The sequence below is a fragment of the Nocardioides sp. HB32 genome, from assembly GCF_054058995.1.
In genome coordinates, this window is sequence record NZ_JBSSBS010000001.1 from 887,569 (window position 1) to 901,719 (window position 14,151).

13 protein-coding genes are annotated in these 14,151 nt (G+C 73.6%); 9 read left to right on the forward strand and 4 right to left on the reverse strand.

Annotated elements, in window-relative coordinates; genetic code table 11:
• Positions 1–12: 12 nt before the first annotated feature.
• Both ACVW2K_RS04525 and ACVW2K_RS04530 read right to left on the reverse strand, forming a co-directional pair.
• Positions 13–501, reverse strand: a complete 489-nt coding sequence (locus ACVW2K_RS04525; protein ID WP_457201691.1) for a glutathione peroxidase — start codon at positions 499–501, stop codon at positions 13–15.
• 45 nt (positions 502–546) lie between these two features.
• Positions 547–987, reverse strand: a complete 441-nt coding sequence (locus tag ACVW2K_RS04530) for a VOC family protein (RefSeq protein ID WP_457201692.1) — start codon at positions 985–987, stop codon at positions 547–549.
• A gap of 99 nt (positions 988–1,086) precedes the next feature.
• Here ACVW2K_RS04530 and ACVW2K_RS04535 point away from each other — a divergent pair, with 99 nt between their 5' ends.
• The 3 genes from ACVW2K_RS04535 (at position 1,087) to ACVW2K_RS04545 (ending at position 4,893) form a co-directional block, all read left to right on the forward strand.
• Positions 1,087–1,449 (forward strand): YciI family protein, encoded by a 363-nt coding sequence (locus ACVW2K_RS04535; RefSeq protein ID WP_457201693.1) that lies wholly within the window; start codon positions 1,087–1,089, stop codon positions 1,447–1,449.
• A gap of 64 nt (positions 1,450–1,513) precedes the next feature.
• Positions 1,514–4,222 carry a DEAD/DEAH box helicase gene (locus tag ACVW2K_RS04540; RefSeq protein WP_457201694.1) on the forward strand — a complete coding sequence of 903 codons (2,709 nt, stop codon included), beginning with the start codon at positions 1,514–1,516 and terminating at the stop codon, positions 4,220–4,222.
• Positions 4,222–4,893 (forward strand): SWIM zinc finger family protein, encoded by a 672-nt coding sequence (locus tag ACVW2K_RS04545; protein ID WP_051549323.1) that lies wholly within the window; start codon positions 4,222–4,224, stop codon positions 4,891–4,893. Before ACVW2K_RS04540 ends, ACVW2K_RS04545 begins: the two co-directional genes overlap by 1 nt.
• On the opposite strand, the gene ACVW2K_RS04550 is transcribed toward ACVW2K_RS04545, so the two are convergent.
• On the reverse strand, positions 4,850–5,404 hold the full coding sequence (locus tag ACVW2K_RS04550) for an SACE_7040 family transcriptional regulator (protein ID WP_231496234.1): 555 nt from the start codon (positions 5,402–5,404) through the stop codon (positions 4,850–4,852). The genes ACVW2K_RS04545 and ACVW2K_RS04550 overlap by 44 nt on opposite strands.
• Positions 5,405–5,564: 160 nt before the next feature.
• Between ACVW2K_RS04550 and ACVW2K_RS04555 the strand changes: the two genes are divergently transcribed.
• Positions 5,565–7,109, forward strand: a complete 1,545-nt coding sequence (locus ACVW2K_RS04555; RefSeq protein WP_457201695.1) for an HYR domain-containing protein — start codon at positions 5,565–5,567, stop codon at positions 7,107–7,109.
• Between the two features lie 67 nt (positions 7,110–7,176).
• Here the strand turns inward: ACVW2K_RS04555 and trxA are convergent, their stop codons facing one another.
• A complete protein-coding gene (gene trxA, locus ACVW2K_RS04560; RefSeq protein ID WP_028637970.1) occupies positions 7,177–7,560 on the reverse strand; it encodes a thioredoxin in 384 nt (127 codons plus the stop codon).
• Positions 7,561–7,659: 99 nt separating this feature from the next.
• On the opposite strand from trxA, the gene ACVW2K_RS04565 reads away from it, so the two are divergent.
• The 5 genes from ACVW2K_RS04565 to ACVW2K_RS04585 are packed head-to-tail and all read left to right on the forward strand — an operon-like array spanning position 7,660 to position 14,146.
• Positions 7,660–9,174 carry a carboxyl transferase domain-containing protein gene (locus ACVW2K_RS04565; RefSeq protein WP_457204045.1) on the forward strand — a complete coding sequence of 505 codons (1,515 nt, stop codon included), beginning with the start codon at positions 7,660–7,662 and terminating at the stop codon, positions 9,172–9,174.
• 5 nt (positions 9,175–9,179) lie between these two features.
• On the forward strand, positions 9,180–11,033 hold the full coding sequence (locus tag ACVW2K_RS04570) for an acetyl/propionyl/methylcrotonyl-CoA carboxylase subunit alpha (protein WP_457201696.1): 1,854 nt from the start codon (positions 9,180–9,182) through the stop codon (positions 11,031–11,033).
• Positions 11,026–11,961: a hydroxymethylglutaryl-CoA lyase gene (locus tag ACVW2K_RS04575; RefSeq protein WP_457201697.1), complete on the forward strand. Its 936-nt coding sequence runs from the start codon at positions 11,026–11,028 to the stop codon at positions 11,959–11,961. The genes ACVW2K_RS04570 and ACVW2K_RS04575 overlap by 8 nt, the downstream gene beginning before the upstream one ends.
• The gene (locus tag ACVW2K_RS04580; protein ID WP_028637974.1) at positions 11,958–13,055 is read left to right on the forward strand and encodes a hypothetical protein; all 1,098 of its coding nucleotides are present in this window, start codon (positions 11,958–11,960) and stop codon (positions 13,053–13,055) included. Before ACVW2K_RS04575 ends, ACVW2K_RS04580 begins: the two co-directional genes overlap by 4 nt.
• Positions 13,052–14,146: a hypothetical protein gene (locus ACVW2K_RS04585; RefSeq protein ID WP_457201698.1), complete on the forward strand. Its 1,095-nt coding sequence runs from the start codon at positions 13,052–13,054 to the stop codon at positions 14,144–14,146. Before ACVW2K_RS04580 ends, ACVW2K_RS04585 begins: the two co-directional genes overlap by 4 nt.
• Positions 14,147–14,151: the final 5 nt, after the last annotated feature.

Consider the following 14,151-nt stretch of genomic DNA (forward strand, 5'->3'; position numbering starts at 1 on the left):
GAGGTCACCCGCTCAGCCGATCAGCTCCTCGATGGCGGAGACGAGGCGTGGGTCCTCGGGCTCGACCTTCGGACGGAACCGGCCGACCACGGACCCGTCACCGGCGACGAGGAACTTCTCGAAGTTCCACTGCACGTCGCCCGCCTCGCCCTGCTCGTCGGGCGTCGAGACGAGCGCCTCGTAGATCTCGTGGCGGCCCTCGCCGTTGACCTCGATCTTCTCGGTCATCGGGAAGGTCACGCCGTACGTCGCGGAGCAGAACTCGGCGATCTCGGAGGCGGAGCCGGGCTCCTGGCCCATGAACTGGTTGCACGGCAGGCCGACCACGGTGAACCCCCGGGCGGCGTACCGCTCCTGGAGCTCCTCCAGCCCGGTGTACTGCGGCGTCAGGCCGCACTTCGAGGCCACGTTCACCAGCAGCGCCGGCCGGCCGCCGGTGATCTCGCCGAGGGTCGTGGACGTGCCGTCCAGCCGGGCGATCGGGGTCGAGAGGATGCTCATGCGGCCAGCCTAGGCAACCCCCGGCCGGGCCCTGGACGCTGCCCGTCAGCCGGTCTGCTCGAACAGGGACACGATGATGCCCTCGGGCCCGCGCACGTAGGCCATCCGCACGCTGCCCTGGTAGTCGCCGATGCCGCCGACGAGTCCGTAGCCGTCCGCGGCAACGGCGTCGACGGCCGCGTCGAGGTCGCCGACCTCGAAGGACACGTTGCGCAGGCCCAGCTCATTGGCCATCGCCGCGGGCGAGCCGGGCACGTGGTCGGGCGTGACGAAGCTCGAGAGCTCCAGCCGGCACCCGCCGTCCGGTGGGCGAAGCATCACGATCTCGCAGCGGGCGCCGGGGATGGCACAGACGGTCTCCACGAACTCACCCTCCACGGATCCCCTGCCCTCGACCTCGAGGCCGAGCCCGACGAAGAACGTCGTGGCCGCGTCGAGGTCCGCGACGGTGATGCCGATGTGATCGAGACGGTGCACGTGGGCCACGCCGCCATCCTTCCAGCCGGCTGTCGTGTCGGCGCGGTCCCGTTCGTGGTGGGGGTAGAGAGTGGTCACCAGGACCACCGGGACAAGAGGAGAAGTCCGATGACTCGATACCTGCTGAGCGTGCACGGCCCCGCCGAGACGACCGAGTTCGGCAGCTACGGCTCCCGGGAGGAGATGGAGGAGTCGTTCGCCGAGACCGGCGCGTTCAACGAGAAGCTCCGCGCCGAGGGCTACTGGGTGTTCGCGGGCGGGCTGGCCCCGGCCTCGAACGCGACCGTCGTCGACGGCCAGGGCGAGCGCCCGGTGATGACCGACGGGCCCTACCTCGAGACCAAGGAGGTCATCGGGGGCTTCTGGATCATCGACGCTCCCGACCTCGACGTGGCGCTGGCGCTGGCGGCGGAGGGCTCCCGGGCGTGCCGGGGCAAGGTCGAGGTCCGTCCGTTCGACGGCCTCGGCTGAGCGCCGGGCCGGTGCGCGCGCCCGGAGGGACGCGGGTGTAGGCGCCGCGGGCTACCGTCTCCGCGTGTCCTTCGTCCCCGTGACCGGCCCGGCGACCTTCCGCCCCGCCGAGCCCCCACGGGAGGGCGTCGTGGAGTTCACGGACGCGAAGCGGACCGTGAGCCTGCCGATCCGGGCGGCGCTCCCGGTGCTCGCGAAGGCCCGGTCGCGCGAGGACCTGCACCCCAGCGTCGGCCTGCTCTCCGGGGCGGCGCTGCTCGGCATGCGGATCGTCGCGGCGGGCAAGTTCGCGCCGTCCGGGGACCCGCCGCACTGGCGGGCGGCGGGGCTGGACGCCGACGACGAGGACCGGATCGGGATGCTCGCCGCGGGCAGCGGCGAGCAGGAGCGGGTGGTCCGCGACCTGGTCGACGCGATCGCCGACGCACTGCCACGCGGCGCACCGACCACTGCTGCGGCACCCGTACGACGTACGCAGCGGCCGACGTTCGAGCAGCGGCTGCAGGCGCGGCTGGCCCGCCACCAGCGGCTCGACCCGAGGGACCTGCCGCAGCTCGTGACGCTGTCGCTGCGGGTCGAGGCGGACGAGGAGGAGCTGGTCGCGGGCGCCGTACGCCTGGTGCCGCAGGCGCACGACGACCAGAACCCGCTGCACCTCTGCGACCTCGCGCTGCTCTGGACCGGCACCGTCGACGAGCACGGCTTCGGCGACCGGGCCCGGACCCACGCCACCATCGCGTTGCGCGCGGCCGCCGACGCGTGGCCGGTCCTCGACCGGCTGCTCGAGCTGCGCGTCCCCGACGAGATCACCCTCGACACCGACGAGATCGTGAGCCTGCTCGACGAGGGGGTCGGGGCGCTCCGGGCCGCGGGCGTCGACGTGCTGTGGCCGCGGAGCCTGGGACGCGACCTGACCGCCACGGCCGTCCTCGACCGAGCGGCGCCGGGGCCGGGCAGCCGGGAGGAGCCCCTCAACGACCCGACCCTCGGCCGGGACGCGCTGTTCGCGTTCAACTGGCAGGTCGCCCTGCACGGCGACCCCCTCTCCGCCGAGGAGATGGACCAGCTCGCGAACGCCGCCAGCCCCCTCCTCCGGCTGCGGGGCAGCTGGACCGTGGTCGACCCGGCGATCGCCGGGAAGGCCAGGAAGCGGCTGATCCGCACGGTCAAGCCGGCCGAGGCGGTCGCCGCCGCGCTGACCGGCACCGCGCAGGTCGCCGCGCCCGGTGGCGAGCAGAGCGAGGAGCAGGTCGTCGTCGGGGCCTCGCTCCTGAAGGTCCGCGAACGCCTGCTGACCGCCGCGACCCGCGAGCCCGTCGAGCCGCCGGCCGCGCTGACGGCGACCCTGCGCGACTACCAGCGGCACGGCCTCACCTGGCTGGCCGAGATGACCGGGCTCGGCCTCGGCGCCTGCCTCGCCGACGACATGGGCCTCGGCAAGACCGTCACGCTGATCGCCCTGCACCTGCACCGGGCCGGGACCGGGCAGGGCGGGCCCACCCTCGTCGTCTGCCCCGCCAGCCTGCTCGGCAACTGGGAGGCCGAGGTGCGCCGGTTCGCGCCCGGCGTACCTGTCGTCCGGTTCCACGGCACGTCCCGCGACCTGCAGGCGGCCGGGAGCGGCTTCGTGCTCACGACGTACGGCACCATGCGGAGGTCCGTAGCACTCGAGGTGGCCGACGAGGGTGGTTGCGGAGGTGGTGGCCTACTGGGTACGCGGTGGGGCCTGGTCGTCGCGGACGAGGCGCAGCACGTGAAGAACCCGCGCACCGCCACGGCCCGGGCGCTCCGCTCGATCGGGAGCGCGGCCCGCGTCGCGCTCACCGGCACGCCCGTCGAGAACGACCTGACCGAGCTCTGGGCGATCCTCGACTGGGCGACGCCGGGCCTGCTCGGCAGCCGCAACGCGTTCCGCAAGGTGTGGGCCGCGCCGATCGAGTCGGGGCTCGAGCCGAGCAAGGCCCGGCAGTTCGCGGACCTGATCGGGCCGTTCCTGCTGCGGCGCCGCAAGTCCGACCCGGGGATCGCGCCCGAGCTGCCGCCCAAGACCGAGACCGACCACCCGTTGCGGCTGACCCGGGAGCAGGTGGTCCTCTACGAGTCCTTCGTGCGCGACACGATGGCGCGCATCGAGCGGGCCGACGAGGACAGCCGCCGCGGGCTGGTGCTGATGCTGCTCACCGGGCTGAAGCAGATCTGCAACCACCCCGACCACTTCCTCAAGCGGTCGGGCGCGCGGCTGTCCGGCCGCTCCGAGAAGGTCGACCTCCTCGACGAGCTGGTCGGCACGGTGCTCGCCGAGGACGGCGCGGTGCTCGTGTTCACCCAGTACGTCGCGATGGCCCGGCTGCTCGAGGGACATTTGGACCGCGCCGGCGTACCCCACCAGCTGCTGCACGGCGGGACGCCCGTGCGCGAGCGCGAGGCGATGGTGGACAGGTTCCAGGCAGGAGCGGTGCCGGTGTTCCTGCTGTCGCTCAAGGCCGGTGGCACCGGGCTGAACCTGACCCGCGCCGACCACGTCGTGCACGTCGACCGCTGGTGGAATCCCGCCGTGGAGGAGCAGGCGACCGACCGCGCCTACCGGATCGGCCAGACCCGGCCGGTCCAGGTGCACCGGATGATCACGCAGGGCACGATCGAGGAGAAGGTCGCCGAGCTGCTGGACCGCAAGCGGGCACTGGCCGACGCCGTGCTGGGCCGGGGCGAGGCGGCCCTCACCGAGCTCAGCAACGACGAGCTCCGCGACCTCGTCGCCTACCGGGAGGACTGATGTCCTCGGTCCTGCACGCCCGCGTCCCGCCCCGGCGCGCGGCCGCGCGGGCCGGCACCTGGTGGGGCAAGGCGTGGGTCCGCGCGGTCGAGGAGGCGGCGTACGCCGAGTCGGACCTGCGCGCCGCCCGGACGCTGGCCCGCGGCGGCCACGTCGGCCAGATCGCCACCGAGCCGGGGCGCTACGTCGCCGCGGTCGAGGACGGCACCGGCCTCTGGACGGTGGAGGGCACGATCCCCGTCCTCGACCCGCGTGACGTCGACGCGCTCGTCGAGGCCGTGGCCGCGGAGTCCGGCCGGGTCGCCGCGCTGCTCGCCGGCGACCTCCCGCACACGCTCGTCGAGCACGCCGAGGAGGCTGGTGTCGAGCTGCTCCCGTACGGCGGGGAGCTCGGCTCGACGTGCACCTGCGACCACTGGGCCGACCCGTGCACGCACGCGCTCGCGGTGCTCCAGCAGCTGGCGTGGCTGGTGGAGGCCGACCCGTTCGTGCTGCTCCAGCTGCGCGGACTGGCGCGCGACGACCTGCTGGCCCGGTTGCACGCCCGGAGCGAGCCCGACGAGGACGACGACGAGGGCCCCGACCTGGACGCCGCCGTCGAGGCCGCGCTCTACGCGGCCCGGCTGCTCAGCGACGCTGCGGACCCAGGGCGCCCAGCGTCATCTGGGTGAGGACGCTGCGCATCTGGTCGTCCGGGAGCAGGCCGCTGTGGGGGGTCGAGTTGATCAGCCCGAAGGCTGCGTGCGCCATCGCCCGCGCGGTGGCCCGGTCGAGCGACGGGTCGAGGGTCCCCAGCTCGGCGGCCCACAGATCGACGTACTCCCGCTGGAGGGCGCGCACCTGCTCGCGCGCGTCCGCCGGCAGCGACTCCCAGTCGCGGTCCTGGACCACGATCAGGGGGCGGTGCCGGAGGGCGAAGTCGACGTGCCAGTCGACCAGCGCGGCCACGGCCGCCGACGGCCCGTCGGCGGCCGACACCCGCTCCCGGCCGACGCGGAGCAGCTCTTCGCTGATCGAGACCAGCATCTCGGCGAGCATCGCCTGCTTGGACGGGAAGTGCTTGTAGAGCGCCGGCCCGGAGATCCCGCACGCGGCGCCGAGATCGGCGACCGAGACGCCGTGGAACCCACGACTGGCGAACAGCTCCGCCGCGGTCTCGAGGATCTGGTTCCGGCGGCTCACGCGGTCAAGGTTAGCGTTCACTAACTGTCGTGGTAGCACGTTCGTGCTGCCGCGGACGGGGCCTGGAACCGGTGCGCCTGTGTCATGCCGACTGACAGCGTCCGTCCGTAACGTCCGAGAGCGGTGGCAACGGCGCCACCCTGTCTCTCGGAGGACCATCATGAAGTCTCGTCTCGCGTGGGGATCGGCCGGAGCGGCCGTCCTCTCGATCGCGACCGCCGCCGCGGCCGTCGCCAGCCCGGGCGTCAGTCCGGCGCACTACTCCCACGCCCTCGATCCCGGGGGGTACGTGACGATCACCAAGACGGTGGAGACACCGCCCATCCCGCCGCAGCCGGACATCGTGCTGATGGCCGACACCACCGGGAGCATGGGGTCGAGCATCGCCAACGTGCGCTCGAACGCCGGCTCCATCCTGGGCCAGGTCCAGGCGGCGCAGCCGACCGCGCAGTTCGCCGTCGCCGAGTACAAGGACGACGAGTCGACCTCACCGTTCGCCTACCGGGTCGACCAGCCGCTCACGGGCAGTGCCGCCGCCGCGGTCACCGGCATCAACGCGTGGTCCGCCGGTGGCGGTGGCGACGAGCCGGAGGCCTGGCTCGGGGCCCTCGGCCGGGTCCCGTCGACGATCTCGTTCCGCCCCGACAGCACCCGAGTGCTGGTGATGTTCGGCGACGCGCCGAGCCACGACCCGTCCCTCGGCTTCACCGAGGGCAGCGCGACGAGCGGCCTCGTGGCCGCGGGGGTCCAGGTGATCGCGATCAACGTGAACGGCCAGAACGGCGCGCACCTCGACAGCTCCGGGCAGGCCACGCGGGTCACCGCGGCGACCGGCGGATCGCTGGCGGCCGCCGACCCGGACCAGGTCGCGGCCACCATCTTGAGCGCGCTGCGGAACCTGCCGGCGGTCGTCACCCACGACACGACCTGCGACCCGGGCGTCAGCCTGTCCTTCGACCAGCCGGCCAGGACGGTCACCTCCGGTGACACCACGACGTTCGACGAGACCATCACGCTCGCCGGCGACGCACCGCAGGGACAGACCGTCACCTGCACGACCAGCTTCCTGGTCAACGGCGGGCTCCCGGGCCCGGAGTTCGTGCAGACGGTCGAGATCGCGGTCAACGACGTCACACCACCGGTGGTCACCGTCGAGAGCAAGACCGTCGAGGCGACCTCGCCGAGCGGCGCCAGCGTGTCGTACGACGCCAGCGCGGTCGACAACGTCGACGGTCCGCTGACGCCGGCGTGCACGCCGCCCTCGGGCAGCACGTTCGCGCTCGGCGCGACGACCGTGACCTGCCAGGCGACCGACGCCGCCGGCAACACCGGCACCGGCACGGGGACGATCACGGTCCGCGACACCACGGCGCCGTCCGTCGGCTGCCCGGAGGGCCCGAACCCCGGCGGTCACGTGCCCGGCTCGCACAACCCGGACGGGTTCTTCGAGCTGGTCGGGACCGACGCCGTCGACACGGCGCCGAGGGTGTTCCTGCGCGACACGGGCAGCGGCACGGTCTGGGGGCCGTTCGCGTCCGGGCAGGACGTCAAGTACACGGAGAACAACGCGAAGCCGTCGATCAAGCAGATGCCGGGGGGCATCTGGAAGATCACCGGAACCGGCGACGCGGAGGTCTTCGCGACCGACTTCAGCGGCAACACCTCGGACCCGGTGGCCTGCCGGGTGCCGCCGCCGCCGAAGTGATCCCGGGCTGAGCTGACCGTGGGGCGGAGGACCAGGTCCTCCGCCCCACGGCTGCTCTCATCCGGGGTCAGTCGTGCTGCGGCTGCCCCTCGGTCGCCTGCTCGGCGATCTGGCGGCGTACGTCGTCCATGTCCAGGTCCTTGACCGCGGTGATCACCTGCTCCAGCGCGGGCGCCGGCAGGGCGCCGGGCTGGGCGAAGACCAGGATGCCGTCGCGGAACGCCATCAGCGTCGGGATCGAGGTGATCTGCGCCGCTGCCGCCAGCGACCCCTCCGCCTCGGTGTCGACCTTGCCGAACACCACGTCCTCGTGCCGCTCCGCAGCGGCCTCGAAGACCGGCGCGAACTGCCGGCACGGTGCGCACCAGGACGCCCAGAAGTCGACGAGCACGATGTCGTTCTCGACGACGGTCTGCTCGAAGGTGTCGGAGGTCAGGGTGGTGGTGCTCATGCCTCTCCCAACGACCCGCCCCCTCCCCGCATTCCGCCGAGTCCGGATCGAACGTTGGACCGCTTGGTTAATGATCGCTAACCTGAGCCCGTGAGCCACATGAAGGAGCTGGTGGAGGAGCTTCGCGACCGGATGGCGGCCGCGCGGCAGGGCGGGAGCGAGGCGGCCCGGGCCAAGCACACCGGCCGGGGCAAGCTGCTGGTGCGCGACCGGGTGGACCGGCTGCTCGACCCCGGCAGCCCGTTCCTGGAGCTGAGCCCGCTGGCGGCGTACGACATGTACGGCGGAGGCGTGCCCAGCGCCGGGGTCGTCACCGGCATCGGTCGGGTGGGCGGTCGCGAGGTCGTGGTGGTCGCGAACGACGCGACCGTCAAGGGCGGCACCTACTACCCGATGACGGTCAAGAAGCACCTGCGCGCGCAGACCGTCGCGGCCGACAACCAGCTGCCGTGCGTCTACCTCGTCGACTCCGGCGGCGCCTTCCTGCCGATGCAGGACGAGGTGTTCCCCGACCGCGAGCACTTCGGCCGGATCTTCTTCAACCAGGCCAACCTCTCCGCCCGCGGCATCCCGCAGATCGCCAGCGTGATGGGCTCCTGCACCGCCGGCGGCGCGTACGTCCCCGCGATGTCGGACGAGACCGTGATCGTGCGCAACCAGGGCACGATCTTCCTCGGCGGCCCGCCGCTGGTGAAGGCCGCGACCGGCGAGGTCGTGACCGCCGAGGAGCTCGGCGGCGGCGACGTGCACGCCCGCACCTCCGGCGTCGTCGACCACCTGGCCGAGGACGACGCGCACGCGCTCGCGATCGTCCGCAGCATCGTCGGGACCCTCGAGCGGCGGCCGGCGGGCGCGCCGTACCAGCTCGCCCCCGTCGAGGAGCCGCACGAGGACCCCACCACGCTGTACGACGTGGTCCCGGCCGACACCCGGACGCCGTACGACGTCCGCGAGGTGATCCGCAGGGTCGTCGACGGCAGCCGGTTCCACGAGTTCAAGAAGCTGTACGGCGAGACCCTGGTCACCGGCTTCGCGCACGTCTGGGGCCACCCGGTCGGCATCGTCGCGAACAACGGCATCCTCTTCAGCGAGTCCGCGCTCAAGGGTGCCCACTTCATCGAGCTCTGCAACCAGCGCGGCATCCCGCTGGTGTTCCTCCAGAACATCACCGGCTTCATGGTCGGCAAGGAGTACGAGAACGGCGGCATCGCCAAGGACGGCGCCAAGCTCGTCACCGCGGTCGCCTGCTCGGTCGTCCCGAAGTTCACGATCGTGATCGGCGGCAGCTTCGGGGCCGGCAACTACGGCATGTGCGGGCGCGCGTACGACCCGCGGTTCCTCTGGATGTGGCCGAACGCCCGGATCTCGGTGATGGGCGGCGAGCAGGCCGCGTCCGTCCTCGCGACGGTCGCGGGCCGGCCCGACGACGAGGAGTTCAAGGCGCCGATCCGGGAGCAGTACGAGACCCAGGGCTCGCCGTACTACTCCACCGCGCGGCTCTGGGACGACGGCATCATCGACCCGGCCGACACCCGGCGCGTCCTCGGCATGGGCCTCGCGGCCGCCGCCAACGCCCCGACGCCGGCGCCCTCCTACGGCATCTTCAGGATGTGATGGCGATGCACACGCTCCTCGTCGCCAACCGGGGCGAGATCGCCCTGCGCGTCATGCGGACCGCCGCCCGCCTGGGCATCCGCACCGTCGCGATCTACACCGACCTCGACACGACGGCGCCGCACGTGCGCGCCGCCGACGAGGCGCGCCACGTGTCGAGCTACCTCGACATCGACGCGGTCGTCGCGGCCGCGCAGGCAGCCGGTGCCGACGCCGTGCACCCCGGCTACGGGTTCCTCTCCGAACGCGCGGCGTTCGCCGGCGCCCTGGAGGCGGCCGGCATCACCCTCGTGGGCCCGTCCGCCGACGTCATGGACGCGATGGGCCGCAAGGACGCCGCGCGCGAGATCGCCGTCGCTGCGGGGGTCCCCGTGGTGCCGCGTGGTGAGGACGCCGGGTTCCCGGTCCTCGTGAAGGCCGCCGCGGGCGGCGGCGGCAAGGGCATGCGGGTCGTCCGCGAGGAGTCCGAGCTCGAGGAGGCGAAGGCGGCGGCGGCCCGCGAGGCGCTGAGCGCCTTCGGCGACGACACCCTGCTCGTGGAGAAGTACGTCGAGCGCGGCCGGCACATCGAGGTCCAGGTGCTGGCCGACGCGCACGGCAACGTCGTCCACCTCTTCGAGCGGGACTGCTCGACCCAGCGCCGCCACCAGAAGGTGCTGGAGGAGGCGCCCGCGCCGACGATCACCCCCGAGGTGCGCGCGCTGGTCACCGGCAGCGCCGTCACGCTCGCGAAGCACGTCGGTTACCGCAACGCCGGCACCGTCGAGTTCCTGCTGGACGACGCCACCGGCGAGGCCTACTTCCTCGAGATGAACACCCGCCTCCAGGTCGAGCATCCCGTCACCGAGGCGATCACGGGCGTGGACCTGGTGGAGCTCCAGCTGCGGGTGGCCGACGGCGAGCCGCTGCCGATCACCCAGGACGACGTGACCGCCACCGGCCACGCGATCGAGGCCCGGGTGTACGCCGAGGACTCGTTCCACGGCTTCCTCCCGCAGGCGGGCCGCACGTCGATCGTCCGCTGGCCGGAGGGCGTCCGGGTCGACCACGCCCTGGAGCCCGAGCAGGTCGTGAGCACGTCGTACGACCCCATGCTGGGCAAGATCATCGTGCACGGGTCGGACCGTGAAGCAGCGCGCCGGGCGCTGGTCGCGGCGCTCGACCACACGGCGATCCTCGGCCTCACGACGAACGTCGGCTTCCTCCGCGCGCTCGCCGCGAGCGACGAGTTCCGCGACGCGACCATCGACACCGCCTGGCTGGACCGCAACACCGTGCCGGCGCCCGACGACGAGCTGCCCCGCGTGTTCGTCGCATGGGTGAGCGCGATGCTCGCGGCCTTCGAGGACGGCGACCAGCCGTTCCGGTCCGACGGCTGGCGCTCCGGCGCCGACCCCGCGCCGACGATCGTGGAGCTGGACCGGCCGGTCGTCGTGGACCGGTACGCCGGCCGCGTCGACGACCTGCCCGTCCGCCAGGTGTACGGCGCGAACCACACGCTCACCCTCGAGGTCGGCGGCGAGCTGCGCACGGCCGTCGTCAACGTGCAGCCGCACGTGGCCGAGGTGGCGTACCGCGGCCAGCGCTTCGTGTTCGAGCGCCCGGACGTCTTCGGCGACCACGCGGTCGACGTCGGCGACGGCGTGATCACCGCGCCGATGCCCGGCACCGTGCTCGACGTCCGGGTCGCCGACGGCGAGCTGGTCGAGGCGGGCCAGGTGCTCGTCGTCCTGGAGGCGATGAAGATGGAGCTGTCGCTGAAGGCGCCGTTCGACGGCACGGTCTCCGGGCTCAGTGCCACGACCGGTGGCCAGGTCGCGCTGGGCCACACGCTGCTGGAGGTGGAACCGCATGAGTGAGCTGCCGATGACCGTCCGCGCGGACGGCCTCCCCGAGCGGGTCACGATCTACGAGGTCGGACCCCGCGACGGCCTGCAGAACGAGAAGACCCTCGTGCCCACGGGCGTGAAGGCGGAGTTCGTGACCCGGCTGCTCGCGGCCGGGCTGCCGGTCGTCGAGGCGACCAGCTTCGTGCACCCGAAGTGGGTGCCCCAGCTCGCCGACGCGGCCGAGCTGATGGAGCTGCTCGGCGAGGCCGGTCGCGACTGCCCGGTTCTGGTCCCGAACGAGCGCGGCCTCGACCGCGCCCTCGAGCTGGGCGCGCGGCACATCGCCGTCTTCGGCTCCGCGACCGAGACGTTCGCGCAGAAGAACCTCAACCGCGGCCTGGACGAGCAGTTCGCGATGTTCGAGCCGACCGTGCGGCGCGCCCGCGACGCCGGGCTCGACGTCCGCGCCTACGTCTCCATGTGTTTCGGCGACCCGTGGGAGGGCGGCGTACCCGTCGAGCAGGTGGTCGGCGTCGGCAAGCGGCTCATCGACCTCGGCGCCAGCCAGCTCAGCCTCGGCGACACCATCGGCGTCGGTACGGCGGGCCACGTGACCGCCCTGGTCTCCGCCTTCGAGGCCGCGGGGACGGCCACCGGCCAGCTCGCGATGCACTTCCACGACACCTACGGCCAGGCGCTCGCGAACACCCTCGCGGCGCTGCAGGCCGGCATCACGACGTTCGACGCGAGCGCCGGCGGCCTGGGTGGCTGCCCGTACGCGAAGAGCGCCACCGGCAACCTCGCCACCGAGGACCTCGTGTGGATGCTCACCGGGCTCGGCATCGAGCACGGGGTGGACCTCGGCGAGGTCGTGGCGACCAGCGTCTGGATGGCCCGCCACCTCGGGCGCCCCAGCCCGTCCGCCGTCGTCAGGGCACTGGCAGAATCCGGGGCATGAGCCGGAGGGTCTACCTGCACGTCGGTGCGCCGAAGACGGGGACGACCTACCTCCAGGACCGGCTCGCCCTGAACGCCAGGTCGTTGAGCGCGCACGGCGTGCACTTCCCGACCACGTCACCGCTGGTCAGCCCCGGGCTCGCGCACTTCCGCGGGGCGCTCGACCTGCTCGGCCAGGACTGGGGCGGCGCCCCCGGCCACGCCGACGGCAGCTGGGAGGCGCTGGTACGCCGGGTGCGCCGGCGCTCCGGCACCGTGGTGATCAGCCACGAGATCCTCGCCCCGGCCACGCCCGCCCAGGTGGCGCGCGCGATGCGCGACCTGGCCGGCAGCGAGATCCACGTCGTCTACACCGCCCGGGACCTCGGCCGACAGGTCCCGGCCGCGTGGCAGGAGAGCGTCAAGCAGGGCCGGCGGTGGAGCTACAAGCGGTTCCTGGACCGGTTCGAGAAGGGCAGGACCTGGTTCTACCGGGCCTTCGACGTGCCGCGCGTGCTCGGCACGTGGGGCGCCGGGCTGCCGCCCGAGCACGTGCACGTCGTCACCGTCCCGCCCTCCGGTGCGAGCGACCAGACCGCCGACCCGCTCTGGGGGCGGATGTGCGGCGTGCTCGGCATCGACCCGGCGTGGGCCCCGCTCGACAGCGACCGGTCGAACCGCTCGCTCGGCATCGCCGAGACCCAGGTGATCCGCCAGCTGAACCGCCGGATGGACCGCCAGGCCCGTCGCGAGTCGTCGTACGACGAGCTGATCCGCGACATGCTCGCCCAGGGCGAGCTGGTCCGGCGGCGGTCGGCCGCGGTGACGCTGCCGCCGGAGCGGCACGCCTGGGCCGAGGAGCAGGCGGAGCGCTGGATCGAGTGGATCGTCGGCAGCGGGGTGGACGTCGTCGGCGACGTCGAGGAGCTGCGACCCGCCCCCCACGACCCCGCCGAGCGCTGGCGCGATCCCGACAGGGTGCGCGCGAAGCGGCAGCTCGGCACCGCCCTGGACGCGCTCGCCGCGATGACCCGCGAGGCCGCGCGCCGCCCCGACCCCGAGCGCCAGCTCGGCCAACGGGTGCGCGCCGGCGTCCAGCGGGTCCGAGAGAGATGAGCGAGGACACTCCCGGCGTACGCCGCGCGTGGGGCTGGACCGCCCACCTCCTGGAGGGCGGCACGACGCCGTGGCACGACTGGACCGAGGAGGGCGCGCCGCGGGGCCGGTACCTCCCCGGCGCGCAGCAGCTCGAGCTGCTCCGGCGGCTCAACGCGACGGGCCGGCCCGGTGCCGGGCTCGCCGGCCGGGTGCTCGACGCGAGCGCGCCCGGACGCGGCCGCCCCGACCTCGAGCTCGAGGGCGCCGTGGAACGGCTGGCGTTCGGACCGCCGCCCGTCGATCCCGCACGCCTGCCCGACGACGAGCTGATCCGGGTCGCGGCCAACGTGCTCGCCGAGGATGTGGTCGCGGCCGGGCTGCCGGACCAGCGCCACCAGGCCCGGCCCCGGCTCTGGCGCACGAAGTACCGCCTCGTGGGCGACCCGGTTCTCGCCGACCCGATGCGAGCCGCCCTGGTCGCCCAGGGTCGGCCACCGGGCGGGCGCGGCTCGACGGTGCTGGTGCTGGGCACCGACGCCGGCACCATGCTCACCCACGCCTGGACCGCGGGCAGCCTTGCCGACGGAGCGCCGGCCTGGCGGGACTGGCTGGCCGGACGCGCCCGCGGCCGCGCGCTGCCCCGCCGCGTGGACCTGCTCCGCACCGCCCGCGCCTGGGCCGAGCGCGTCGGCCCCGAGCGGGTGCGCGTGGTGCTGGACGCCGCCGAGGTGCCCCGGCTCGTCGGGGTACGCCGACCGCTGCCGGGCCCCCACCCGCTGTCCGCCGACGCCACCGACCTGGCTCGCCGGGTCGGCCAGGTGCTCGGGCTGCTCGCATCCCCGGGCCGGAAGCGGGCGCTCGTGCACCAGGCCCTGCTGCCGAGGCTGGTGGCCGTCGGGGGGCCGCCGCTCGTCGTACCCCCGGAGCACGCGGACTGGCTGCACGCGCGGGCGGTGCGGGTCCGCGACGGCCTGCTCCGTGCTGGCTACGCTGTCCACGGTGACCCCGACCGTCTGCTGCCGGTCGAACGGGCCGGGGTTCCCGAGCCGTCGGATGCCGGGGTCCTCGCGCTGGCGATGCGCCTGCTGCTGGAGCCCGGAGAGAAGTAGAGCCT